The 21,783-nt window shown below is 64.6% G+C and carries 20 protein-coding genes; 12 read left to right on the top strand and 8 right to left on the bottom strand.

Translation table 11 applies throughout. The features are described from left to right. Positions 1-48: 48 nt before the first annotated feature. Entirely contained in the window at positions 49-894 is an 846-nt protein-coding gene (locus PQV96_RS16950; RefSeq protein WP_207374800.1) for a MurR/RpiR family transcriptional regulator, read from the bottom strand. Positions 895-1,065: 171 nt separating this feature from the next. Here PQV96_RS16950 and tal point away from each other — a divergent pair, with 171 nt between their 5' ends. After that, positions 1,066-2,013 carry a transaldolase gene (gene tal, locus PQV96_RS16945; RefSeq protein ID WP_207374799.1) on the top strand — a complete coding sequence of 316 codons (948 nt, stop codon included), beginning with the start codon at positions 1,066-1,068 and terminating at the stop codon, positions 2,011-2,013. An 18-nt stretch (positions 2,014-2,031) separates the two neighbouring features. On the opposite strand, the gene PQV96_RS16940 is transcribed toward tal, so the two are convergent. Together PQV96_RS16940 and PQV96_RS16935 are read right to left on the bottom strand one after the other, a co-directional pair. Continuing rightward, positions 2,032-3,426 carry a sensor histidine kinase gene (locus tag PQV96_RS16940; protein WP_273623669.1) on the bottom strand — a complete coding sequence of 465 codons (1,395 nt, stop codon included), beginning with the start codon at positions 3,424-3,426 and terminating at the stop codon, positions 2,032-2,034. Between the two features lie 81 nt (positions 3,427-3,507). After that, a complete protein-coding gene (locus PQV96_RS16935; protein ID WP_273623668.1) occupies positions 3,508-4,224 on the bottom strand; it encodes a response regulator transcription factor in 717 nt (238 codons plus the stop codon). Positions 4,225-4,392: 168 nt separating this feature from the next. Between PQV96_RS16935 and PQV96_RS16930 the strand changes: the two genes are divergently transcribed. The 8 genes from PQV96_RS16930 to PQV96_RS16895 all read left to right on the top strand — a co-directional run bounded on the left by PQV96_RS16930 (position 4,393) and on the right by PQV96_RS16895 (position 12,035). Continuing rightward, entirely contained in the window at positions 4,393-5,643 is a 1,251-nt protein-coding gene (locus PQV96_RS16930; RefSeq protein WP_207374797.1) for an ABC transporter substrate-binding protein, read from the top strand. A 15-nt stretch (positions 5,644-5,658) separates the two neighbouring features. After that, positions 5,659-6,843, top strand: a complete 1,185-nt coding sequence (locus tag PQV96_RS16925; protein ID WP_207374796.1) for a carbohydrate porin — start codon at positions 5,659-5,661, stop codon at positions 6,841-6,843. Positions 6,844-6,984: 141 nt separating this feature from the next. Further along, entirely contained in the window at positions 6,985-7,863 is an 879-nt protein-coding gene (locus tag PQV96_RS16920; protein ID WP_066696759.1) for a carbohydrate ABC transporter permease, read from the top strand. Continuing rightward, positions 7,853-8,722, top strand: coding sequence for a carbohydrate ABC transporter permease (locus PQV96_RS16915; protein WP_044400368.1), 870 nt, complete (start codon positions 7,853-7,855; stop codon positions 8,720-8,722). The genes PQV96_RS16920 and PQV96_RS16915 overlap by 11 nt, the downstream gene beginning before the upstream one ends. A 17-nt stretch (positions 8,723-8,739) precedes the next feature. Continuing rightward, on the top strand, positions 8,740-9,801 hold the full coding sequence (locus tag PQV96_RS16910; RefSeq protein WP_207374795.1) for an ABC transporter ATP-binding protein: 1,062 nt from the start codon (positions 8,740-8,742) through the stop codon (positions 9,799-9,801). Between the two features lie 125 nt (positions 9,802-9,926). After that, a complete protein-coding gene (locus PQV96_RS16905) occupies positions 9,927-10,901 on the top strand; it encodes a glucokinase (RefSeq protein WP_207374794.1) in 975 nt (324 codons plus the stop codon). Then, complete coding sequence (gene gloA2, locus PQV96_RS16900) at positions 10,898-11,350, top strand: SMU1112c/YaeR family gloxylase I-like metalloprotein (RefSeq protein WP_273623667.1); 453 nt, start codon at positions 10,898-10,900, stop codon at positions 11,348-11,350. The genes PQV96_RS16905 and gloA2 overlap by 4 nt, the downstream gene beginning before the upstream one ends. Positions 11,351-11,429: 79 nt before the next feature. Next, complete coding sequence (locus PQV96_RS16895; RefSeq protein WP_273623666.1) at positions 11,430-12,035, top strand: DUF1569 domain-containing protein; 606 nt, start codon at positions 11,430-11,432, stop codon at positions 12,033-12,035. Positions 12,036-12,125: 90 nt separating this feature from the next. Here PQV96_RS16895 and zwf read toward each other — a convergent pair whose 3' ends face one another. Next, complete coding sequence (gene zwf / locus PQV96_RS16890; RefSeq protein ID WP_066788521.1) at positions 12,126-13,580, bottom strand: glucose-6-phosphate dehydrogenase; 1,455 nt, start codon at positions 13,578-13,580, stop codon at positions 12,126-12,128. 174 nt (positions 13,581-13,754) lie between these two features. Here zwf and pgi point away from each other — a divergent pair, with 174 nt between their 5' ends. After that, on the top strand, positions 13,755-15,326 hold the full coding sequence (gene pgi / locus PQV96_RS16885; protein ID WP_273623665.1) for a glucose-6-phosphate isomerase: 1,572 nt from the start codon (positions 13,755-13,757) through the stop codon (positions 15,324-15,326). A 17-nt stretch (positions 15,327-15,343) separates the two neighbouring features. Here the strand turns inward: pgi and PQV96_RS16880 are convergent, their stop codons facing one another. Then, positions 15,344-16,273 carry an SMP-30/gluconolactonase/LRE family protein gene (locus PQV96_RS16880; protein ID WP_142081987.1) on the bottom strand — a complete coding sequence of 310 codons (930 nt, stop codon included), beginning with the start codon at positions 16,271-16,273 and terminating at the stop codon, positions 15,344-15,346. A gap of 99 nt (positions 16,274-16,372) precedes the next feature. Here PQV96_RS16880 and edd point away from each other — a divergent pair, with 99 nt between their 5' ends. Further along, entirely contained in the window at positions 16,373-18,142 is a 1,770-nt protein-coding gene (gene edd, locus PQV96_RS16875; RefSeq protein ID WP_273623664.1) for a phosphogluconate dehydratase, read from the top strand. 173 nt (positions 18,143-18,315) lie between these two features. Beyond that, positions 18,316-18,945, top strand: coding sequence for a bifunctional 4-hydroxy-2-oxoglutarate aldolase/2-dehydro-3-deoxy-phosphogluconate aldolase (gene eda, locus PQV96_RS16870; protein WP_273623663.1), 630 nt, complete (start codon positions 18,316-18,318; stop codon positions 18,943-18,945). Positions 18,946-18,973: 28 nt separating this feature from the next. Here eda and PQV96_RS16865 read toward each other — a convergent pair whose 3' ends face one another. From PQV96_RS16865 to PQV96_RS16855, 3 genes are read right to left on the bottom strand one after another with little or no spacing between them, the layout of a single operon-like run. After that, a complete protein-coding gene (locus tag PQV96_RS16865) occupies positions 18,974-20,326 on the bottom strand; it encodes an ATP-binding protein (RefSeq protein WP_273623662.1) in 1,353 nt (450 codons plus the stop codon). Then, entirely contained in the window at positions 20,323-20,988 is a 666-nt protein-coding gene (locus tag PQV96_RS16860) for a winged helix-turn-helix domain-containing protein (protein WP_066696793.1), read from the bottom strand. Before PQV96_RS16860 ends, PQV96_RS16865 begins: the two co-directional genes overlap by 4 nt. 13 nt (positions 20,989-21,001) lie before the next feature. Further along, complete coding sequence (locus PQV96_RS16855) at positions 21,002-21,778, bottom strand: cytochrome b/b6 domain-containing protein (protein ID WP_273623661.1); 777 nt, start codon at positions 21,776-21,778, stop codon at positions 21,002-21,004. Positions 21,779-21,783: the final 5 nt, after the last annotated feature.

The raw sequence follows: 21,783 nt of genomic DNA, 5'->3' as shown, positions 1-21,783 counted from the left end.
GTGCCGGGCCTGGGGTCTGGCCTTTGAGCCGGCTTGGGGAACGGGCGCTTACGCGTAGCGCTTGGCCCGCAGGTTTTCCTTCATCTGCTGCAGGATGGGCTGCAGCGAACTGCCAATGCGCAGCGCCACGCAGGTGGCCAGCACGTCGATGATGAGCAGGTGCATCAGGCGCGAGACCATGGGACTGTAGCGGTCGTAGCCCTCGGGGTGGTCGGCGGCCAGGTGGATGTGGCAGGTGCTGGCCAGGGGCGAGCCGCTGGCGGTGATGGCGATGGTGGTGGCGCCGTTCTTGCGCGCAATGTCGGCGGCGTCCATCAGGTCGCGCGTGCGGCCCGAGTTGGAGATGATCACTGCGCAGTCGCCAGGGCCGAGCAGGGTGGCGCTCATCACCTGCATGTGGCCGTCGCTGCTGGAGATGGAGGTGACGCCCAGGCGGAAGAACTTGTGCTGCGCATCCTGCGCCACGATGCCCGAGTTGCCCACGCCGTAGAACTCGATGCGCTTGCCCTTCTTCCAGGTGTCAGAGATGGCCTGCGCCGCACGCTCGAGCGCCACGGTGCTGGCTGCGTTGCGGTATTGCAGGAAGGCCGCCACGGCGTTGTCTACCACCTTCACCAGCACATCACCCGTCTTGTCGTCCACGTCCACACTGCGGTGGATGAAGGGCACGCCCTCGCTCACGCTGCCAGCCAGCTTGAGCTTGAAGTCGGCCAGCCCGTCGTAACCCATGCTGCGGCAAAAGCGCACCACGGTGGGCTTGCTCACATGGGCGCGCTCGGCCAGCTCGCGCACGGGCAGGCGGGCAAAGGCGCGGGGGTCGGTCAGCACCAGCTTGGCCACGCGCTGCTCTGCCGGGGCCAGGGAACTCAAGGATGCGGTGATGCGTTCAAGCATGGGAGATCCACAGAAAACGAAACGAGGTAACTGCAATGTAACTTGGTTTCATGCAGCGGGGGTTACCGGTAACGGTGCGCGTCTACACTTGCTATCAGCGCTGGCCCGCCTGTGCCCCCGGTCATTCGCGATGCCTTGCCCTGTTCGCTGTCCACTTTTGAGACCATTGCCATGAACCAACTCGACGCCCTCAAACAGTTCACCACCGTGGTTGCCGACACCGGCGACTTTCTGCAACTGGCCCAGTTCCGTCCGCAGGACGCGACGACCAACCCATCGCTGATCCTCAAGGCGGTGCAGAAGCCCGAATACGCACCCCTGCTCAAGGACACCGTGGCCAAGTGGCAAGGGCGGGCGATGGACGAGGTGATTGACCGCCTGTTGGTGCGCTTTGGCTGCGAAATCCTCCAGCATGTGCCGGGCCGCGTTTCCACCGAAGTGGATGCCCGCCTGAGTTTTGACGCTAGTGCCACCGTCACGCGCGCCGAACGCATCATCGAGCTGTACCAAGCCGAAGGCATCCACATCAACCGTGTGCTCATCAAGATCGCCGCCACGTGGGAAGGCATTCAGGCTGCTGCCCAGCTGGAGCGCAAGGGCATCCACACCAACCTCACGCTGCTGTTCTCGTTCGCCCAGGCCGTGGCTTGCGGCCAGGCCAAGGTGCAACTGATTTCCCCGTTTGTGGGCCGCATTTACGACTGGTACAAGAAGCAGGCGGGCGCGAGCTGGGACGAGGCCGCACGCAGCGGGGCCAACGATCCTGGTGTGCAGTCCGTCACGCAGATCTACAACCACTACAAGCGCTTTGGCATTGCCACCGAGGTGATGGGCGCGAGCTTCCGCAACGTGGGGCAGATCACGGCATTGGCGGGCTGCGATTTGCTCACCATTGCCCCCGAGCTGCTGGCCCAACTGGCCGCCACCGAAGCCCCACTGCAGCCTGCCTTGAGCGCCGATGCCGCCAAGGCGATGGATCTGCCCTTCGTGACCTACGACGAACCAAGCTTCCGCTATGCCTTGAACGAAGACGCGATGGCGACGGAAAAGCTGGCAGAAGGCATTCGCGCGTTTGCGGTGGATGCGGTCAAGCTGGAAAAGCTGATTCAGGCCATCTGAGCAGGGTTCCTGCCAGCCTTAGGGCAGGGCTGGCAGCGAGATCCCCACGCGCAAGCCGTGGGGTGCCACAGGCTCTGCAAAGGTGTGCCCTGCATGGCGCAGTGCAATCTCGTCCACGATGGACAAGCCCAGGCCGCAACCGCCGGCCTTGTCTGACCCGCGCCAGAACCGCGCGAACAGGTCGCCCAGGTGCTCTGCGGGCACCCCGGGGCCATCGTCTTCCACTGCCAGCGCAGCCATGCCAGGGGCGGGGATCTGCACCCGCACGGTGACGGTAGCGCCGGTGCCAGCGTAGTGCAGTGCGTTGTCAATCAGGTTGTTCAGCGCTTCGCGCAGCAGCAGGGGGTGGCCCAGCACGCGGAGTTGCTCCTCGCCTTCGTAGCCTAGGTCAATGCCCGCGGCCAGGGCCTTGGCGGTCCATTCGCGTGCCACTTCGCAGGCCAGTTGCGGCAGATCCAACGGCTGCATGGGCACGTTGCTTTCGGACCGTGCCAGTTGCAGCAGCTGGTGCACCAGGTGGGCACTGCGCTGGGCGGCCGACAGCACTTTGTGCAGCCGCTCACGCACCTGGGGCTCATGGCTTTCGTGCAGGGCCAGTTCGGTCTGGCCAATCAGGCCTGCCAGCGGCGTACGCAGCTGATGGGCAGCATCGTTGAGGAAGCGCTTTTCCTTTTGTTGCCCACGGGCCACCGCTTCCAGCAAGCGGTTGATGGTGCTGGCGAGGGAATACACCTCTTGCGGGGCCGAGGTCAGTTCAATGGGCGGTAGCGGGTCTGCTGCGTTGTGGCTGCGCTTGCCAGCCCGCTCAATCTGCGCTTCCAGCCGCTTGAGGGGCTGCAGGCCGCGCAGCACGCCGGCATACACCAGTGCGCTCAGCACCAGGCCCATCAGGCCCATGGGCAGCAGCAGCTGTTCGAGCAGCTCCTGCGCGATGCGTTCACGCACCGTCAGGCTCTGCGCCACCTGCACCCGCAGGCGCTGGCGGGCAGGCTCGCTGCCGTAGTCCACCTCCAGCAAGGCCACACGCACGGTGCGGCTGTCCACCTGTGCGTGGTACAGCAACGGCTCGCCCAGCGTGATGGGCTGTGCGGGCGGCGCAGGCAGCTGCGCGTTGCCCAGCAGAAAGCGGCCGGGCGGGGACGACACCATGTAGGTGATGCGGTCGGCGGGGTCTTGCTCCAGGATGTCTTGTGCGGCTTTGGGAAAGTCCACCAGCAGCCCATCGCCCACCGGCTTGATCTGCCGCGCGAGCGCGCGCACCGACTGGGTCAGCGTCTGGTCAATGCCTTTTTCGCCGTTCTGCAGCGCAATGCGCCACGCCAGAAAGCCACCCGAAAGCCACAGTACCAGCTGGGGCAGCAGCAGCCATAGCAACAGCTTGCGCTGGAGAGAAACACCGGGAACCTGGCGCATGGGATGGGCCTCAGGAGGGAGTTGCGCAGGCCACAAAAACGCCACTGCCCTGGCGATGGCTGCAGGGCCACAGCGACAGGCTCATGGCTTTTCGAGCATGTACCCCAGGCCGCGGATGTTGCGGATGTTGAGGCTGGACTGATCGAGCTTTTTGCGCAGGCGGTGTACGTACACCTCCAGGGCGTTGGAATTGAGCGGGGCGGCGGTCTGGCCAGGCTCGGGGGGGCTGGCGCGCCATGCGGCCAGCACGTCGTCGCGCGTCACCACCTCGCCGCAGCGGTTCACCAGCAACTCCAGCAGTTCCCACTCGCGCTGCGTCAGCTCCAGGGGTTGGCCATCCAGGGCGGCAACGCGGCCTTGGTGGTCGAGTTGCAGGTTGCCAATGGTGGTGCTGGGCCCACCCTGGGCACTGGTGGCCTGGGTAAAGGCTGGCTGGCGCGCGCGCCGCAACATGGCCTGCAGGCGGGCCTGCAGTTCCTGCATGTTGAAGGGTTTGGTGAGGTAGTCGTCAGCGCCGGCGTTGAGGCCGCGCACGCGGTCGTCAATGCCATCACGGGCGGTGAGGATGAGCACGGGCAAGCCCACAATGCGGGTGCGCGCCCAGGTCAGTAAGTCCAGTCCGTCAGCATCGGGCAGGCCCAGGTCCAGAATGATTCCGTCCACGGCCTGGTCCTGCAAAACCGACATGCCTTGCGCCACGCTGGTTGCCGTGCAAACGCCGTAATTCAGTTGCTTGAGTTGCCCGGTGACGGCGTCTTGCAGCAGTGCGTCGTCTTCGACGATCAGTATCGTGGCCATGGGTTTGAGCATAGCAAAGCCCCTGCGAGCGCTTCGTGAATGAGGCCGATCACACCTCAGGGAAAGCCCTGAGCATTTCTTTAATTATTGTAATTAAAGTACGGGCTGCGCTGAACGCAACAATCCTGTGGTGCACCGCCGCAGGCAAACAACCAGGAGACAAGGGATATGTGGAAACTGACAAAAGTCGCCGCTGTGGCGGCTGCCCTGGCAGCAGCAGTGGCTGCACATGCGGGTGAGGTGGAGGTGCTGCACTACTGGACTTCCGGCGGGGAAGCCAAGTCGGCTGCGGAGCTCAAGAAGATGATGCAGGCCAAGGGCCACACCTGGCGTGACTTTGCCGTGGCCGGCGGCGGCGGCGACAGCGCCATGACGGTGCTCAAGAGCCGCGTGATTTCGGGCAACCCCCCATCGGCCGCGCAGGTCAAGGGCCCTGCCATTCAGGAATGGGCATCGGAAGGTGTGCTGGGCAACATGGACGCCCTGGCCAAGTCCGAGAAATGGGACGAGGCGCTGCCCAAGGTCGTGGCCGATGTGATGAAGTACAAGGGCAACTATGTGGCTGCCCCAGTCAACGTGCACCGCGTGAACTGGATCTGGGCCAGCTCTGATGCGCTGAAGAAGGCCGGCGTTGCCGCCATGCCCAAGACCTGGGACGAATTCTTTGCCGCCGCTGACAAGCTCAAGGCTGCGGGCCTGATCCCTGTGGCACACGGCGGCCAGAACTGGCAGGACTTCACTACCTTCGAATCCGTGGTGCTGGGCGTGGGTGGCCCCAAGTTTTACCAGGACGCGCTGGTGAAGCTGGACGACAAGGCCCTGACCAGCGACACCATGAAGAAATCGCTGGAAACCTTCCGCCGTATCAAGACCTACACCGACCCTGGCGCCCCAGGCCGCGACTGGAACCTGGCCACGGCCATGCTCATCCAGGGCAAGGCAGGTTTTCAGCTGATGGGTGACTGGGCCAAGGGTGAGTTCATTGCCGCAGGCAAGGCTCCTGGCAAGGACTTCATGTGCGCCGCAGCGCCCGGCACGGCCAATGCGTTCACCTTCAACGTGGACTCGTTCATTCTGTTCAAGCTGAAAGATGCTGCTGCGCAAAAAGCGCAGAGCGACCTGGCCAGCGCCATCATGAGCCCAGGCTTCCAGGAGGTCTTCAACCTGAACAAGGGCTCCATCCCGGTGCGTGCAGGCCAATCCATGGACAAGTTTGACGACTGTGCCAAGGCATCTGCCAAAGACTTTGCCGATACCGCCAAGTCCGGTGGACTGGTGCCCAGCGTGGCCCATGGCATGGCCATTGCCCCTGCCACGGAAGGCGCCATCAAGGACGCTGTGAGCCAGTTCTGGAACGACGACAAGGTCAGCGTCGCCGATGCCATGAAGAAGATCGCGACCGCCGCGAAAAACAAGTAACGAGGAGGCAACCCAATGAAGACAAGAAACCGCCTCACGGCGGTGGCTTTGGCCGCCGCATGCGCGAATGGTGCCTTTGCTATGGATGTAGCAGGCTTTGAGTTCACCGGTTATTCACGGGGTGGCCCCGTGTTCAACCAAACCGACGGTGTCAAGGGCAACCTGACCCTGGGTGGTGAGCTGCAAAAGTACCGCCTGGGTAACGAGGGAGACAACGGCATTGAAATCGACCTGATCAAACGGTTCGAGACCAGTGGCATCAAGTGGAAGGTCCACTACATGCCCGCCAAGTGGGGCAGTGGCGATGTGGGCACCAACCAGGCCTACGTCGAAATGACCGGCTTCGACTTTGCCCCCGAGGCCAAGTTCTGGGCGGGCCAGCGTCGCCTGCGCATTCAGGACGTGCACATCGTGGACAACTTCCTGATGAACTATGGAGAAAACCAGGGCGCCGGTGTCACCGACATCCCCCTGGGCGGCGCCAAGTTGGGTCTGGGCGTGTTCACCGGCGACAAGTTCGACAACAACCAGCCGGCCAACGTGAAGGCTCGCCGCATCAATGCCGACATCTCCGAGATCAATGTGAATCCGGGCGGCACGCTGCGGGTGTTGCTGACGGCTGTGAACGGCACAGGGCAGGTCAACGGGGGCTCTGGCTCCGGGATTTCTATCTCGCACAACCAGAAAGACTTCCTCATGCCTGGCATGAGCAATGCGCTGTTCCTGCAGGGTTCCCGTGGGCATGCCCGCATTGATGGGCAGTTTGAGTCGATTGATGGCAAGAGCGCGGGCAAGCGCGTCTTCCGCATCGCCGACTCGATTGGCTGGCAAATGGGCCGCTTCGGCGGGCAGGCCTTGATTGGTTATCAGACCAACAAGGCCGATTTGACCAACGTGGAGACCAAGGACTTCTCGCTGGGTGCGCGCGGTTCTTACGCCTTCACCAAGCACTTCAAGGGCCTGGCAGAACTGTCCACCACCACGCGCAAGGGCGCGGGCGCGGACCAGCGCTTGTCCAAGGTCACCCTGGCCGGTGCCCTGGCATTGAACGAAGACTTCTGGTCGCGCCCCGAGCTGCGGCTGTATGTGACCAAGGCCAACTGGAACCAGGCAGCCGCGGTGGCCAACGCCGCCACGTTTGGTGCCAATGGCAAGACCTCACGCACGTTGGTGGGCGTGCAGTACGAGGTGTGGTGGTGAGAGTGTGAAAAAGCGAGTGAGTCTGAGGTAGTTACTTTGTTCGTTTGGGGGAGCTCTGGGCGCTCCCCCCTTTTTTCATGTGCACAACATGACTCGTGGTGACTGGACAGGACCGCGTTTGGTGATGCAACCGAGACTTCCATGAAGAATTCTTTTGAAACCTGGCTTCCCAAGCTGGTGGTGGCGCCAGCCTTTGTGCTGGGATTCGCATTTATCTATGGGCTGATGGTGTGGAACGGGGTGTTGAGCTTCTCCGCCTCGCGCATGCTGCCCAACTACGAATGGGTGGGCCTGGCGCAGTACGAGAAGCTGTGGACCATGGATCGCTGGTGGGTGGCGCTCAAGAACCTGGGCATCTTTGGCGTGGGCTACGTGGGTGGCTCGCTGGCCATCGGTGTGCTGCTGGCCGTGCTGTTGGACCAGAAGATCCGCACCGAGGGCGCGCTGCGCACCATTTATCTGTACCCCATGGCCTTGTCGTTTGTGGTGACGGGTACCGCCTGGAAGTGGCTGCTGAACCCCGGCCTGGGCATTGAAAAAATGGTGCGCGACTGGGGCTTTCCCAATTTTGAATTTGGCTGGCTGGTAGACACCGACATGGCGATCTACTGCGTGGTGATTGCCGGCATCTGGCAAAGCGCAGGCTTTGCCATGGCGCTGTTTCTGGCCGGGCTGCGCGGCATTGACGACAGCATCATCAAGGCCGCGCAGGTCGATGGTGCCTCGCTGCCGCGCATTTACTGGCGCATCGTGCTGCCGGCCCTGCGCCCGGTGTTCTTCTCCACGCTCATGGTGCTGTCGCACCTGGCCATCAAGAGCTTTGACCTGGTGATGGCGCTCACGGCCGGCGGCCCCGGTTTTGCCACCGACGTGCCCGCCACCTTCATGTACACCATGTCGTTCTCGCGCGGGCAGATCGGCCTGGGCGCGGCCAGCGCCACCATGATGCTGGCCACGGTGGCGGCACTGGTGGTTCCCTATCTCTACAGCGAATTGCGCTCCAAGCCCCATGACCGCTAAGCCCTCACTTTTCCCTTCCGTCGGCCGCGTGCTGGTGTATGGCGTGCTGCTGCTGGCGGCAGCGTTCTTCCTGTTGCCGCTGTACGCCATGCTGGTCACCTCGTTCAAGGATGCGGAGGAAATCCGCACCACCTCGCTGCTGGCCCTGCCCGGCGGGCTGAACTGGTCGGCCTGGTCCACCGCGTGGTCCAGTGCCTGCACTGGCGTGGACTGCAATGGCCTGCGGCCGTTCTTCTGGAATTCCGTGACCATGGCCGTGCCAGCTGTGCTGATCTCCACCCTGTGGGGGGCGCTCAACGGCTACGTGCTGAGCCTGTGGAAGTTTCGCGGCAGCGATGTGCTGTTTGGCCTGCTGCTGTTCGGCGTCTTCATGCCCTTCCAGGTGGTGCTGCTGCCCATGAGCCAGGTGCTGGGTATGCTGGGGCTGTCCAGCTCCATCACCGGGCTGGTGCTGGTGCACTGCCTGGCGGGGCTGGCGGGCACCACGCTGTTCTTTCGTAACTACTACGCCGCCATTCCGAAGGAGCTGGTGAATGCGGCGCGCATGGACGGGGCGAACTTCTGGCAGATCTTCTGGCGCATCGTGCTGCCGCTGTCCACACCCATCTTCATGGTCACGCTGATCTGGCAGTTCACCAACATCTGGAACGACTTCCTGTTCGGCGTGGTGTTCTCGGGCACCGAGTCCAAGCCCATCACCGTGGGCCTGAACAACCTGGCCAACACCAGCAGCAGTGTGAAGGCCTACAACGTGGACATGGCCGCCGCCATCATCGCGGGCCTGCCCACCATGGCCATCTATGTGCTGGCTGGAAAGTTTTTTGTGCGCGGGCTCACCGCTGGCGCCGTCAAAGGTTAAGAGGGTTAGGAAAGATCATGGCGTCATCACTCGAAATTGCAGGCATCAACAAGCGCTTTGGCAGCGGCGACAAAAGCGTGGAGGTTCTGCGCCGCGTGGACATCCACGTTGCGCCGGGCGAGTTCCTCATCCTGGTGGGCCCCTCGGGCTGCGGCAAATCCACTTTGCTCAACATCATTGCGGGCCTGGACGACCCGACCGAAGGTGAGGTGCGCATTGGCGGCAAGAACGTGGTGGGCATGCCCCCGCGCGACCGCGACATTGCCATGGTGTTCCAGAGCTACGCGCTGTACCCCACCATGAGCGTGGCCGACAACATCGGCTTTGCGCTAGAGATGCGCAAGATGCCCAAGGCCGAGCGCCAAAAGCGCATCGACGAAGTGGCCGCCATGCTGCAGATCAGCCACCTGCTGGACCGCCGGCCCAGCCAGCTCTCGGGCGGCCAGCGCCAGCGCGTGGCCATGGGCCGGGCGCTGGCACGCCAGCCGCAACTCTTCTTGTTTGACGAGCCGCTGTCCAACCTGGACGCCAAGCTGCGCGTGGAGATGCGCGCCGAAATCAAGCGCCTGCATCAGGCCAGCGGCATTACCAGCGTGTACGTCACGCACGACCAGGTCGAGGCGATGACGCTGGGCTCGCGCATTGCGGTGATGAAGGGTGGCGTGGTGCAGCAACTCGGTACGCCCGACGACATCTACAACCGCCCGGCCAACACCTACGTGGCCACCTTCATCGGCTCGCCCACCATGAACCTGCTGCGCGGCGCGGCCACAGGCGGGCAGTTTGGCATCCAGGGTGCGGCGCTGAACCTGGCAGCCCCCGCCAGTGCCAACGAGGTGCTGCTGGGCGTGCGACCCGAGCATTTGGTGATGAATGACAGCGCCCCCTGGCGCGGCAAGGTCAGCGTGGTGGAGCCCACAGGTCCCGACACCTACGTGGTGGTGGATACTGCTGCAGGCAGTGTGACGCTGCGCACGGACGCGCAGACCCGCGTGCAGCCCGGCGACTCCGTGGGCCTGGCGGTGGAGCCCGCCAACGCCCACTGGTTTGACGCCAGCAGCGAAAATCGTCTGGCGTGACAGAGGGAGCCCGCCTGCGGGTGCGTTCTCCGCTGTGGCAAACCAGTCGATCAATTGCTATGAAAATAATAGCTACTGGCGCTTGTTGAATAAGCGCTGGAGGCTATTTTTGTTTAAAGTACCGCATGACACCCCTGCGCCTGCTGGCCGACATCGGCGGCACCAACATTCGCCTGGCCTGGCAAGACCAGCCTGATGGCCCCTTGCACGACACCCGCGTGCTGCCCTGCGCCCAGTTCCCCACGGTAGACGCGGCCATTGCCGCCTATCTGGCCGAGGTGAACATCCCCACCCCACGCGAGGCCGCCTTCGGCATTGCCAACCCGGTGACAGGCGATGAAGTGCGCATGACCAACCACAGCTGGTGTTTCTCGCAAAGTGCGCTCAAGGCGTCGCTGGGCCTGCAGCGCCTGGTGGTCATCAACGACTTCACCGCGCTGGCGCTGGCCTTGCCCACGCTGGCCCCCGCGCAACTGCGCCAGGTGGGCGGCGGTGCGGCTGTGGCGGGCAGCGCCATTGCACTGGTGGGCCCTGGCACGGGGCTCGGGGTGTCAGGCCTGGTGTTCCCGCCGGGTGCCAGCCACGGCGTGCCGCTGTCGGGCGAAGGCGGGCATGTGACGCTGGCCGCGCAGACCCAGCGCGAATTTGATGTGCTGGCCATCCTCCAAGAGCGCTACGGCCATGTGTCGGCCGAGCGCGCTGTGTGTGGTGCCGGGCTGGTGGACCTGTACCACGCCCTGCGCAGGCTGGCGCAGCGCTGCGGCAAGGAAGTCAGCTCTGCCGCCCAGGTGACCGATCTGGCTCTGCAGTCGAACGACGCCCTGGCGCTGGAGGCGCTTGACTTGTTCTGCGGCTTTCTGGGCAGCGTGGCGGGCAACCTGGCCCTCACGCTGGGCGCGCGGGGCGGCGTGTATCTGGGCGGCGGCATCGTGCCGCGCCTGGGCACCTGGTTTGACCAATCCTCGTTCCGCGCGCGGTTCGAGTCCAAGGGGCGCTTTCAGCCGTATCTGGCCGGCATTCCGTGCTGGATCATCGACCCCACGGCCACCCCCGCATTGCATGGCGCTGCACGCGCGCTGGACATTGCGGGCACCGAATGAACGCTGTGGCAGATTCCTCACCCCACCCGTTACAGATCTCGGGCCTGCACCACGTCGCGATCATTGCGTCGGACTACGCCCGCTCCCGGCACTTCTACACCCAGGTGCTGGGCCTGCCGGTGGTCCATGAGATGTACCGCGCCGAGCGCCAGTCGTACAAGCTCGACCTGCAGCTGCCCGATGGCACGCAGCTGGAGCTGTTTTCGTTTCCTTCGCCACCATCGCGCCCCTCCTACCCCGAGGCGTGCGGCCTGCGCCACTTGGCCTTGCGCGTGGCCGACATGGACGCGAGCGTGGCGTGGCTCGCAGCGCATGGAGTGGCCGTGGAGCCTGTCCGCACCGATCCGGTCACGGGCGATCTGTTCACTTTTTTTGCGGACCCGGATGGTTTGCCCATTGAGCTGGTCGCGCCCTCGGGCTCTGCTGCGCCGGGCGTGTCGGCTGGCTGACCTTCAGCCGTTAGCGGGCATGGCGAATGGGCCCACCGCTGCGCACAATGCGCCAGTTGCCATCACCGCGACTGCGCCCATGTCTCACCAGCCTGCACCCTCCAGCTCTGCCTCCAACCCACGCCCCAGCCCAGCCCGCTGGCGGCGGAGATCCGTGCTGGTGGCTTCAGCGGGCGGCGCCGCTGCCATCGGGTGGGGCGTGTCCCGCTTGACGGCAGGCCAACATCCACCACCATGGCATTCACTGGAGCAGGCCCTGGAAGGCATGCGGCAGTTGCAGGCGCATTCCCAAGTGCAGCCGTCGTCGGCCGCTGCGCGGTGGTCGTGGTCCCAAACGCTGGAGCACTGTGCGCAGAGCATTGAATATTCGCTGCAGGGCTATCCGCAGCTGTATTCACCTCTGTTCCAGCACACGGCCGGTGCGGCTGCGTTTGCTGTGTTCCGTGCGCGCGGCTACATGCAGCACGACATCAACGAGCCCATTCCATCGGCCGCCCCGCTGCCGGCGCCAGCGCAGGACCCAGCCTCTGCACTTCAGCGCCTGGAAGCCGCAGTTCAGGCTTTTCTGCAGCATTCCGGCCCGCTGCGTCCGCACTTCGCTTACGGTGCCTTGGAGCGCCGCGACTATGAGCAGGCCCACGCGATGCATCTGGCGGAGCATGCGCTGGCGTTTACTTCAGCCTGAGTTCAATATGCTTGCAGTCGTGCGCTGCAGCTGACAATCGCAGGCCTTGTGGATTGGACGAGGCGATGCTTGCGTCGCCTCTGCCCCGAATCACATCTCTTCGCTCCAGCAATTCCCATCGCGCGCAATCATCGCGCTGGCGGCCCGTGGGCCCCAGCTGCCTGCGGCATAGGGGCGGGGGCCTGCAGGATCGTTCTTCCAGTACTGCAGGATGGGTTCGACCCAGCGCCAGGCTTCTTCCTGCTCGTCGCTGCGCACGAACAGATTCAGGCGGCCGGCAATCACGTCCAGCAGCAGGCGTTCGTACGCGCCCACGCGCTCTGCGCCGAAGCGCTGGTCAAAGTCCAGGTTCAGGTGTACCTGCGAGAGGGCTGGCTCGGTCTGGTGCTGTGCTGCGCCTTGCGCCATCAGGTGCAACTCCAGGCCGTCCTTGGGTTGCAGGTTGATCACCAGGCGGTTGGCTGCGCCAATGGGCGTCTTGAAAATCGGGTGGGGCACAGGGCGGAAGTTGATGACGATGTGCGCATCGCGCCCTGCCAGCCGCTTGCCGGTGCGAATGTAAAAAGGCACGCCCGCCCAGCGCCAGTTCAGGATCTCGGTGCGCAGTGCAACAAAGGTTTCCGTGGTGCTGTCGGGGGCTACCCCTTTTTCCTGCGCGTATCCGGGCACGGCCTGGCCCTGGTGGGTACCTGCCGCGTACTGGCCGCGGATGACATGCTGGCCGATGCTCTCCAGCGTCCAGGGCTTGAGCGACTGCAGCACCTTGAGCTTTTCGTCGCGAATCGCGTTGGCGCTGGAGTTGATGGGTGGCTCCATGCCGATGGCGCACAGCAATTGCAGCGCATGGTTCTGCACCATGTCACGCAGCGCGCCGGTCTGGTCGTAGAAGGCACCGCGCGACTCGACGCCGAGTTCTTCGGCGATGGTGATCTGGATGTTGGCAATCGTCTCGCGGCGCCACAGGGGCTCGAACAGGGCGTTGCCAAAGCGCAGCGCAAACAGGTTCTGGACGGATGGCTTGCCCAGGTAGTGATCGATGCGGAAAACCTGTTCTTCCTTGAGCACGCGGCGCAGCGTGTCGTTGATGGCCTGGTTCGACTGCAGGTCATGTCCCAGGGGTTTTTCCAGCACCACGCGGGTGGTGGGGCCGTTGAGGCCCACGGCGGCGATCTGTTCGCACACGTTGGTGAACAGGCTGGGGGCCGTGGCCACATACATCACCACCGAGTCCGCTCCACGCGCGTTCAGCAACTCGGCCAGGCGCTGGTAATCTTCGGTCTTGGAAAGATCCATGCGCAGGTACTGCAGCAGCGCTGCAAACTGTGCAAATTCTTCTGCACTGGGGCGTTTGGCCAGGTCCACACTGTCAAAGCGTGACTGGATCAGGCTGCGGTACTGTTCGTCGCTCAGGTCATCCCGCGCCACGGCAATGATGCGCCCTCCTGTGGGCAGCGTTCCATGCCGAAAGGCCTGAAACAATGCGGGCATGAGCTTGCGCCAGGCAAGGTCGCCAGTGCCGCCGAACAGGACGAGGTCAAAACTCATGGTGTCTCCGTGAAGTGTGGATCGTTTTGTGGTGAAAATTGTAATCTCGTTACATGAAAATTCCTCTTTGAATTGAGATTTGCAGTGTTTTGTAACCAGAAAGAATCCAGGTATTCGTTGTTGTTTGTGTAATCAAGTTACGATTTCAGCCGATTGAGAACCCTGTCCATCCAAATGTTCATGCCCCTCCGTTGCGACCAAACTACCCCCTGGCCCTTGCTGCAGGCGCACTATGCAGACCGGGGCCGTCACCTGGACATGCGGCGGGCGTTTGAGCAGGATGCGGACCGCTTTGCGCATTTCAGCCAGTCGGCCCCCCATGTGTTCGCTGATCTGTCCAAGAATCTGTGGGATCGCGACTCGGAAGCGCTGCTGCTGGATCTGGCCCGCGCCACGGGCCTGGAAGCGCACCGCAACGCCATGTTTGCGGGCGAGGCCATCAACACCACAGAGAACCGTGCCGTGCTGCACACCTTGCTGCGCAGGCCTGCGAATGTGGCTCTGCCCGGCGATGTGCCCGAAACAGCTCAGCGCCTGGCCGATGTACACAGCACACTGAACGCGATGCTGGCCTTTGCTGAAGAGGTGCGCAGCGATACCGCCATCACCGATGTGGTGAACATTGGTATTGGTGGTTCAGATCTTGGCCCCCACATGGCGGTGCGGGCATTGGAAGAGTTCCGCATTCCTTCCAAGCGTTTCCATTTCGTCTCGAACGTCGATGGCCATGAACTGCACCATGTGCTTCAAGGGCTCAAGGCCGAGAGCACCTTGTTCATCATTGCGTCCAAGACGTTCACCACGGCCGAGACCATGATGAACGCGCGCTCAGCGCTGGCCTGGTTTGCTGCGCAGGGTGGTCAGGATGTGGCGGGGCACTTCGTGGCCTTGTCCACCAACCTCGAAGCCACGCGCGCACTGGGCATCACCACCACCTTTGGTTTTTGGGACTGGGTGGGTGGGCGCTATTCGCTGTGGTCGGCCATTGGTTTGCCGATGGCCATCGCCATTGGCGAGCAAGGCTTCCGTGAGTTCCTGGCCGGTGGCCATGCCATGGACGAGCACTTTCGCACCGCACCGCTGGCGCAGAACCTGCCTGTGCGCCTGGGGCTGCTGGATGTGTGGTACCGCAACTTTTACGGCTTTACCAGCCGCTGCGTGGCGCCGTACCACGCATCCATGTGCCGCTACGCGGCCTACCTGCAGCAGTTGGAGATGGAGAGCAACGGCAAGCGCGTGGCGCTGGATGGCAGCACACTGACTTGCGCCACGTCGCCTGCCATCTGGGGCGAGCCCGGCACCAATGGCCAGCATGCGTTCTTTCAGATGCTGCACCAGGGCGCAGATGTGCTTCCGCTGGAGATCGTGGCCGTGCGCAAGGCATCGCACCCGCTGCCGGGCCACCAGCAAAAGCTGCTGGCCAACGCGCTGGCGCAGACGCAGGCGCTGATGGTGGGCAAGGCCAGCGACGACGGGCACCGGCACTTTCCGGGCAACCGCCCCAGCACGCTGATGCTGCTGGACGCCCTGACACCCACCACGTTGGGTGCCTTGATTGCGCTGCAAGAGCACCGTGTGTTTGTCAGCGGCAGCCTGTGGGGTATCAACAGCTTTGACCAGTGGGGGGTGGAACTGGGCAAGGTACTGGCCAAGGACCTGGAAACGCGCTGGGAGAGCGGCGACCTGGCAGGCCTCGACGGTTCAACCGCCGGGCTGCTGCAAATGTTGCGCACCCCTGCGGGGTGAGGCAACGCGCTGCCCAGTCAGCAGCGAAAGAAGTTCACCGGTAACCCTGGCACGCCCACTTCGATGCTGAACAAGCTGCCTGCGGGCACGAGGGCTTCGCACTCCTGCTGGGGTCGTCCGGCGCGTGCAGAGGTGATGTAGAGCGTGCGCAAATCGTCACCGCCGAAGCACACCATCGTCGGGCACTGTACTGGCACTGCAATGCGCTGCAGGACCTTGCCCGCTGGTGAGAGCTGTAGCACACACGCCCCCTCATACATCGCGACCCAGTAGTTCCCCTCCACATCCACTGCCGCGCCATCGGGTCGGCCGCCATAAGGCTGGCCGTCCACCTTGCGGTCAAACTGCACCCAGGGGCGACGGTTGGTGATTGCGCCCGTGGTCACATCAAAGTCAAACTGGTCAATGCGGTGTTCCGGCGTGTTCGACCAATACAGGGTGCAGTTGTCAGGGCTGAAGGCCAGGCCGTTGGCGGTGAAGTTATCGCCCGCCATGTGGCGCACGCTGTAGCCGGTGGCGCTGCTGGCATCGGCCTGCAGGCACCACAGTGCGGCATTGGGTGCCGTGCGGGGCGTGATGACTGAGCCCGCCCAAAAGCGGCCCGCGGTATCGCAGCGGCCATCGTTCAGGCGCAGCACGGCGGTGTCGTGCTGCTCCGGCGGTAGCAGGGCCAGGCAGGTGAGGGCGGTGGGGTCGGCGCTGTCCTTGGCCGTGTCCAGAAGATAGAAACCGTTTCGTAACCCGATTACCAATCGACCCGCCGCCACTGGCGCGCAGCAACCGGGCTCGCTGGGCATGCGCCACTGCCGGTGTTTGCCGCTCTGAGGATGCCACGCATGCACCGCTTGTCCCTGAATGTCACACCAGTAAAGGGATTTTTCCGTGGGGTGCCAGAAGGGCGATTCGCCCAGTTCGGACGGCGGCAAGGGCAAGGTTTGCAGGGGCATGGGTTGAATCGGGGTGGTTATCGAGTTACATTCTAGGGCCTCATACAACGGGCCCCGTCACCCTGCACGGGGCCTTGCCACCCACCGATGGAGACTTCCATGCACCCAGTTGTAGCGCGCGTGACCCAGCGCATTGTCCAGCGCAGCGCAGACACCCGCGGCGCCTACCTTGCAGGCATCGATGCCATGATCGCTCGCAAGCCCGCCCAAGACCGCATGGGCTGCGCCAACCTGGCCCATGCCTATGCGGCGCTGCCAGGTTCCGACAAGTTCAAGGTCACCGTCGAGAAGGCGCCCAACATCGGTATCGTCACGGCCTACAACGACATGCTCTCGGCCCACCAGCCGTACCAAAGCTACCCCGCCGTTTTGCGGGACGAAGCCGCCAAGCTGGGCGCCACAGTGCAAGTGGCGGGCGGTGTGCCCGCGATGTGCGACGGTGTGACGCAGGGCACGCCCGGCATGGAGCTGTCGCTGTTCTCCCGCGATGCCATTGCCATGGCCACTGCGGTAGCGCTGTCCCACGATGTGTTTGACGGTGCGCTGCTGCTGGGTGTGTGCGACAAGATCGTGCCGGGCTTGCTGATCGGTGCGCTGCACTATGGCCACTTGCCCTGTGTATTTGTGCCCGCAGGCCCCATGGGCACGGGCTTGTCGAACAAAGACAAGGCCAAGGTGCGCGAGCAGTACGCACAAGGCCTGGTGGGGCGCGACGAGCTGCTCAAGGCCGAGTCCGCTGCGTACCACAGCCCTGGCACCTGCACGTTTTACGGCACGGCCAACAGCAACCAGATGCTGCTGGAAGCCATGGGCCTGCATGTGCCCGGCGCGGCGTTTGAAGCGCCTGGCACCGAGGCGCGCGAGGCCTTCACCCGCCAGGCGCTGCGCACCGTGCTCGACATCGGCAAGCGCGGCAACCGCTTCACCCCCATCGGCAAGCTGGTGGACGAGCGCTGCATCGTCAACGCCATGGTGGCCCTGCTGGCCACGGGCGGCTCCACCAACCACCTAATCCACTGGGTGGCGATTGCGCGCAGCGCGGGCATTCTGATCGACTGGTCGGACTTTGATGAACTCTCGTCCGCCGTGCCGTTGCTGGCTCGCGTGTACCCCAATGGCGATGCCGATGTGAACCAGTTCCAGGCCGCAGGCGGCCCCGCGTGGATCTTGCGCGAGCTGCTGGCCGGTGGCTTCATGCACGCCGATGTGATGAGCGTGAATGCGGGCGGCATTGCCGCAGGCGGGCAAGATGCACCGGCCCAGTCGGGCGACGAAAGCGTGCTGCGCCCCGTGTCCAACCCCTTCTCCCCCACGGGCGGCCTGCGCCTGCTGCAAGGCCGCCTGGGCCGTGCGGTGATCAAGGTGTCTGCCGTGCCTGAAGACCGCCACATCATCGAGGCCCCGGCCCGCGTCTTTGATTCGCAAGAGGCCTTGCTCGCCGCCTTCAGTGCGGGCGAGGTCAACCAGGACATGGTCGCTGTGGTGCGCTTTCAGGGCCCGCAGGCCAATGGCATGCCCGAGCTGCACAAGCTCACGCCCCCGCTGGCCGTGCTGCAAAACCAGGGCTTCAAAGTTGCGTTGGTCACCGATGGCCGCATGAGCGGCGCATCGGGCAAGGTGCCTGCTGCCATCCACGTTACGCCCGAGGCACTGGCCGGTGGCCCGTTGGCCAAGGTGCGCGATGGCGACATGGTGCGGGTCGATGCCGTGGCAGGCACGCTGGATGTGCTGGTCGATGAAGCCACTTGGGCTGCCCGCACCCCCGCGCCTTACAACGCCCCCGCGCAAACCGGCTTTGGCCGCGAACTCTTCACCAACTTTCGCCGCCACGCTGGCGGTGCTGAACAAGGAGCCTGCACATGGCTGTAGCAGGAAGCTCCCCCTGAGTCGCTTCGCGCCTTCCCCCTCTCTCGCTGCGCGGGAGGGGAACGCACCCAGTGGCCTGGCAAAGCCAGCTCCACGGGTGCACTGGTATGGCGTCTCGCCAGTTTTGTAGGCCGCTTGCGGCATCCGACACCCAACAAATCAAGGAGCACCAACTTATGAATCCCCTCGACATCGCCAGCCACGGCCCTGTCATCCCCGTCATCGTGATCGACCGCGTGGAAGACGCGCTGCCTTTGGCTGAAGCGCTGTTGGCCGGTGGTGTGAAGGTGCTGGAGGTGACGCTGCGCACTGCTGCTGCGCTGCCGGCCATTGAAGCCATCGCGCGCCATTTGCCCGAAGCTTTGGTCGGCGTGGGCACCGTGCTCAATGCCGATGATGCCCGCCGCGCCAGCGAGGCTGGTGCACGTTTTGCCGTCAGCCCGGGCTACACCTCAGACGTGGGCAATGCCTGCAAGGGGCTTGGCCTGCCGCTGCTGCCGGGCGTGGCAACGTCCGGCGAGATCATGGCCGCGCTGGCCGATGGCTTCTCGTTCCTCAAGCTGTTTCCGGCCGAGGCTGCTGGTGGCATCCCCTTGCTCAAGGCCTGGGCCAGTCCGTTTGGGCAGGTGAGCTTCTGCCCCACGGGCGGCATCAGCCAAGCCACCGCCCCCAACTACCTGGCTTTGCCCAATGTGCGTTGCGTGGGCGGCTCGTGGTTGACGCCTGCAGACGCCATGCGCCAGGGCGACTGGGCGCGCATCACCCAGTTGGCACGCGACACACACGCTTTGCGCACGCCAGTCTGAGGGCTCGGTGGGGGAGGGGCCTGCCCCCTTACCAGCGCACCTTCACGCGCAGGCCCCCCAGCTCTGGGCTGGTGTCGGTGCTGATCTGCAGCCGGTGAATGCGCGCGATGCGCTGCACGATGGACCATCCCAGGCCGCTGCCCGTCTGGCCTGTGCCCAGCACGCGGAAGAACCGCTCGCCCAGCCTTGCCTGTTGTTCCGGTGCCAGGCCGGGGCCGCTGTCTTCCACGGTCAACTCCGTAAAGCCCTGGGCCTGGGCCACCTGCAGCCGCACCTGCGCGCCATCGGGGCTGTAGCGCACGGCGTTGTCCAGCAAATTGCGCAACAGCACACGGGCCAAGGGCTCGGGGAGCGGAATATGGAGGGCTGCGGGCAAAGGCTCGGTGATTGCCACTTCCTGTTGCCGGCGCTGTGCGGTCGGGCTGCATTCCGCCACCAGGGGACGGATCACGTCTGCCAGCGGCGTGCTCTGGGCGTTACCCGTGGCTGGCTCTGCATCCAGCCGCGCCAGTTGCAGCAGCTGTTCCACCAGGCGTGTGGCGCGGTCGCAGCCTTGCACGGTAGCCTCCAGCGCGCGTGCGCGTTCCTGTGAATCTGCCGCGCCCTGTGCCACTTGGGCTTGCATGCGAATCCCGGCGATGGGGGTGCGCAGTTCGTGGGCGGCATCAGCAGTGAACTGCTGTTCAGTGGCCAGCAGCCGGGCTGTGCGTTCAAACAAATCATTCAACGCGGTCACCAGCGGCAACACCTCGGGTGGCACGCCTTGGGTGGGTAGCGGCTCCAGCGATTGGGGCTGGCGGGTAGCCACCGCGCGGCTCAGCTGCTCCAGCGGGCGCACCGAGCCACGCACGGCCCACCAGATGCCCAGTGCCAGCAGAGGCAAGGCCCAGGCCAGCGGCTTGAGGATGCTGGTGAGGCTGGCCAGGATGATTTCTTCGCGCACCGATTGCAGCTCGCCCACCAGAATACGCACATCGCTCTCGCGCCCCTGGGTCACAAACACGCGCCAGGCCTTGCCGTCCACAGTGCTGTCGGCAAAGCCCCGTTTGCGCCGCTGCGTCAGGGGCTCTTGCGGCGCACTGGCTGATCGGGCCAGCAGCTGCCCCTCATGCCACAGCTGGAACACCACGCGGGGCTGGTGCTTGTCCAGCTCGGGTGCCTCGTTCAGGCGGTCTTCGTCCAGTTCGTCCAGCGGCTGCAGGCGCAGCAGGGCGGCGGTCTGGGCCAGGTGCGCGTCCAGCAGGTCGCTGACTTCGTCATCGGTCTCCTGCCATGCCAGGGCTGCCGCAGCCGCCCAGGCCACGACCACCAGCGCCAGCACAGTCATCAACAGGCGCGCTTGCAAAGAGCGCGGCGTGCGCGTTGATATGGTGGCGCTCATGCCTGCTCCCGTGGAATGCGGTAGCCCACGCCGCGCACGGTTTCGATCAAACCGGCGCCCAGCTTGCGGCGCAGGTGGTAGATGTGCACTTCCACCGCATTGCTGTTGATCTCACTGCCCCATTCGTACAGGCGTTGCTCCAGCTGTTCGCGGCTGAGCACGCGGCCCGCGTTCAGCATCAGGGCGTGCAGCAGGTCGTATTCGCGATTGGAGAGTTCCACAGGCTGGCCGTGGGCCAGCACCTGGTGTGCAGCAGGGTCCAGCACCACATCGCCCGCAGCCAGGCAGGTGTCGCTTTGCCCATGGGCGCGGCGCACCAGGGCGCGCAGGCGGGCGGCCAGCTCGTGCAGGTCGATGGGTTTGATGAGGTAATCGTCGGCCCCCGCGTCCAGCCCTTCGATGCGGGCGGGCACGGCGTCGCGGGCGGTAAGCACCAGCACGGGCGTGGTGTTGCGGCGTGCCCGCGTTTGGCGCAGCACCTCCATGCCGTCCTGGCGGGGCAAGCCCAGGTCGAGCACTGCGGCTTGGTAGGCGCCGGTGGCCAGTTCCCGCTCTGCCGCTACGCCGTCGCGCACCCAGTCCACCTGAAAGCCGTGCTGCGCCAAGCCCGCACGGATGCCAGAGCCCAGGAGTTCATCGTCTTCTGCCAGCAGGATGCGCATGGAGTGCCTTCAGTCAATCGTCGTCATCGTCGTGATTCTCGCTCCAGCCCCAGCTGGTGGCCGCGGGTTGCACCGGTGCGTTGTTCCACTGCCAGGCCCAGAACCCCAGCACGCAGGCCAGCACCAGGGCGGCCAAGGCGCGGTGGTTGTGTTTGGCCAAGTCGGGGCCAGGACCGGGCACACGGCCTGTCAGCATGGGCAGCGCCTGGTTCTTGCGGCGCAGCGCGCTCAATAGCGCGATCAGCCCCACATGCACCAGCACCACCATCAGCATCGCGTTGCCGAAGAACTCGTGCACCTCTTCCAGCCATTCGCCGCCCCATTCGTCCCACACGGCGTAGCCGCTGAGGGTGAGCGGGACGATGGACACCAAAATCATCCCCACGGCCAGTGCCATCAACAGGTTTTGCCCTGGCCGCCAGGCGGCCTGCATTTCCGATGGCGAGCGCACAGCGACTAGGGACTGCAGCCAGGCGGGCAACCCCTGTAGCTTGCGCCACAGCGCGGACAGCCGCACCTGCCGGGGGCCAAACAGCCCCCACAGCACCCGCGCCACCAGCAGCCCCGCCAGGGTGTAGCCCAGCGTGACGTGCACCAGCCGCCAGCGTTCACCATCGGCGGTGATGTAGGCACCGGTGAAGCTCAGCGCCATCAGCCAGTGCAGCGTGCGTGTGGCGGCATCCACCACGCGGCGGGTGGCGGGGCGGAGCGTGGCGGCCGATGAGGGCACAGATGGGGCCGACCCGGACGGTGCGGGCGGCGCGTTGTGGGGAAGGCTGTTGCTGGTCATGCGGA

The sequence above is a fragment of the Acidovorax temperans genome, assembly GCF_028596105.1.
GTDB classification, from domain to species: Bacteria; Pseudomonadota; Gammaproteobacteria; order Burkholderiales; family Burkholderiaceae_C; genus Acidovorax; species Acidovorax temperans.
The sequence above is the reverse complement of the archived record's forward strand: the minus strand, read 5'-3'. Positions and strand labels throughout refer to the sequence as shown.

Excerpts from the sequence above, each read along its gene's own strand:
- PQV96_RS16895 (WP_273623666.1), top strand. The coding sequence starts at position 11,430 with ATGTCTCACCAGCCTGCACCCTCCAGCTCTGCCTCCAACCCACGCCCC.
- pgi (WP_273623665.1), top strand. The coding sequence starts at position 13,755 with ATGTTCATGCCCCTCCGTTGCGACCAAACTACCCCCTGGCCCTTGCTG.
- PQV96_RS16950 (WP_207374800.1), bottom strand. The coding sequence starts at position 894 with ATGCTTGAACGCATCACCGCATCCTTGAGTTCCCTGGCCCCGGCAGAG.
- PQV96_RS16860 (WP_066696793.1), bottom strand. The coding sequence starts at position 20,988 with ATGCGCATCCTGCTGGCAGAAGACGATGAACTCCTGGGCTCTGGCATC.
- PQV96_RS16920 (WP_066696759.1), top strand. The coding sequence starts at position 6,985 with ATGAAGAATTCTTTTGAAACCTGGCTTCCCAAGCTGGTGGTGGCGCCA.
- tal (WP_207374799.1), top strand. The coding sequence starts at position 1,066 with ATGAACCAACTCGACGCCCTCAAACAGTTCACCACCGTGGTTGCCGAC.
- PQV96_RS16935 (WP_273623668.1), bottom strand. The coding sequence starts at position 4,224 with ATGGCCACGATACTGATCGTCGAAGACGACGCACTGCTGCAAGACGCC.
- gloA2 (WP_273623667.1), top strand. The coding sequence starts at position 10,898 with ATGAACGCTGTGGCAGATTCCTCACCCCACCCGTTACAGATCTCGGGC.
- PQV96_RS16940 (WP_273623669.1), bottom strand. The coding sequence starts at position 3,426 with ATGCGCCAGGTTCCCGGTGTTTCTCTCCAGCGCAAGCTGTTGCTATGG.
- PQV96_RS16905 (WP_207374794.1), top strand. The coding sequence starts at position 9,927 with ATGACACCCCTGCGCCTGCTGGCCGACATCGGCGGCACCAACATTCGC.
- PQV96_RS16880 (WP_142081987.1), bottom strand. The coding sequence starts at position 16,273 with ATGCCCCTGCAAACCTTGCCCTTGCCGCCGTCCGAACTGGGCGAATCG.
- PQV96_RS16910 (WP_207374795.1), top strand. The coding sequence starts at position 8,740 with ATGGCGTCATCACTCGAAATTGCAGGCATCAACAAGCGCTTTGGCAGC.
- zwf (WP_066788521.1), bottom strand. The coding sequence starts at position 13,580 with ATGAGTTTTGACCTCGTCCTGTTCGGCGGCACTGGCGACCTTGCCTGG.
- edd (WP_273623664.1), top strand. The coding sequence starts at position 16,373 with ATGCACCCAGTTGTAGCGCGCGTGACCCAGCGCATTGTCCAGCGCAGC.
- PQV96_RS16915 (WP_044400368.1), top strand. The coding sequence starts at position 7,853 with ATGACCGCTAAGCCCTCACTTTTCCCTTCCGTCGGCCGCGTGCTGGTG.
- PQV96_RS16865 (WP_273623662.1), bottom strand. The coding sequence starts at position 20,326 with ATGAGCGCCACCATATCAACGCGCACGCCGCGCTCTTTGCAAGCGCGC.
- eda (WP_273623663.1), top strand. The coding sequence starts at position 18,316 with ATGAATCCCCTCGACATCGCCAGCCACGGCCCTGTCATCCCCGTCATC.
- PQV96_RS16925 (WP_207374796.1), top strand. The coding sequence starts at position 5,659 with ATGAAGACAAGAAACCGCCTCACGGCGGTGGCTTTGGCCGCCGCATGC.
- PQV96_RS16930 (WP_207374797.1), top strand. The coding sequence starts at position 4,393 with ATGTGGAAACTGACAAAAGTCGCCGCTGTGGCGGCTGCCCTGGCAGCA.
- PQV96_RS16855 (WP_273623661.1), bottom strand. The coding sequence starts at position 21,778 with ATGACCAGCAACAGCCTTCCCCACAACGCGCCGCCCGCACCGTCCGGG.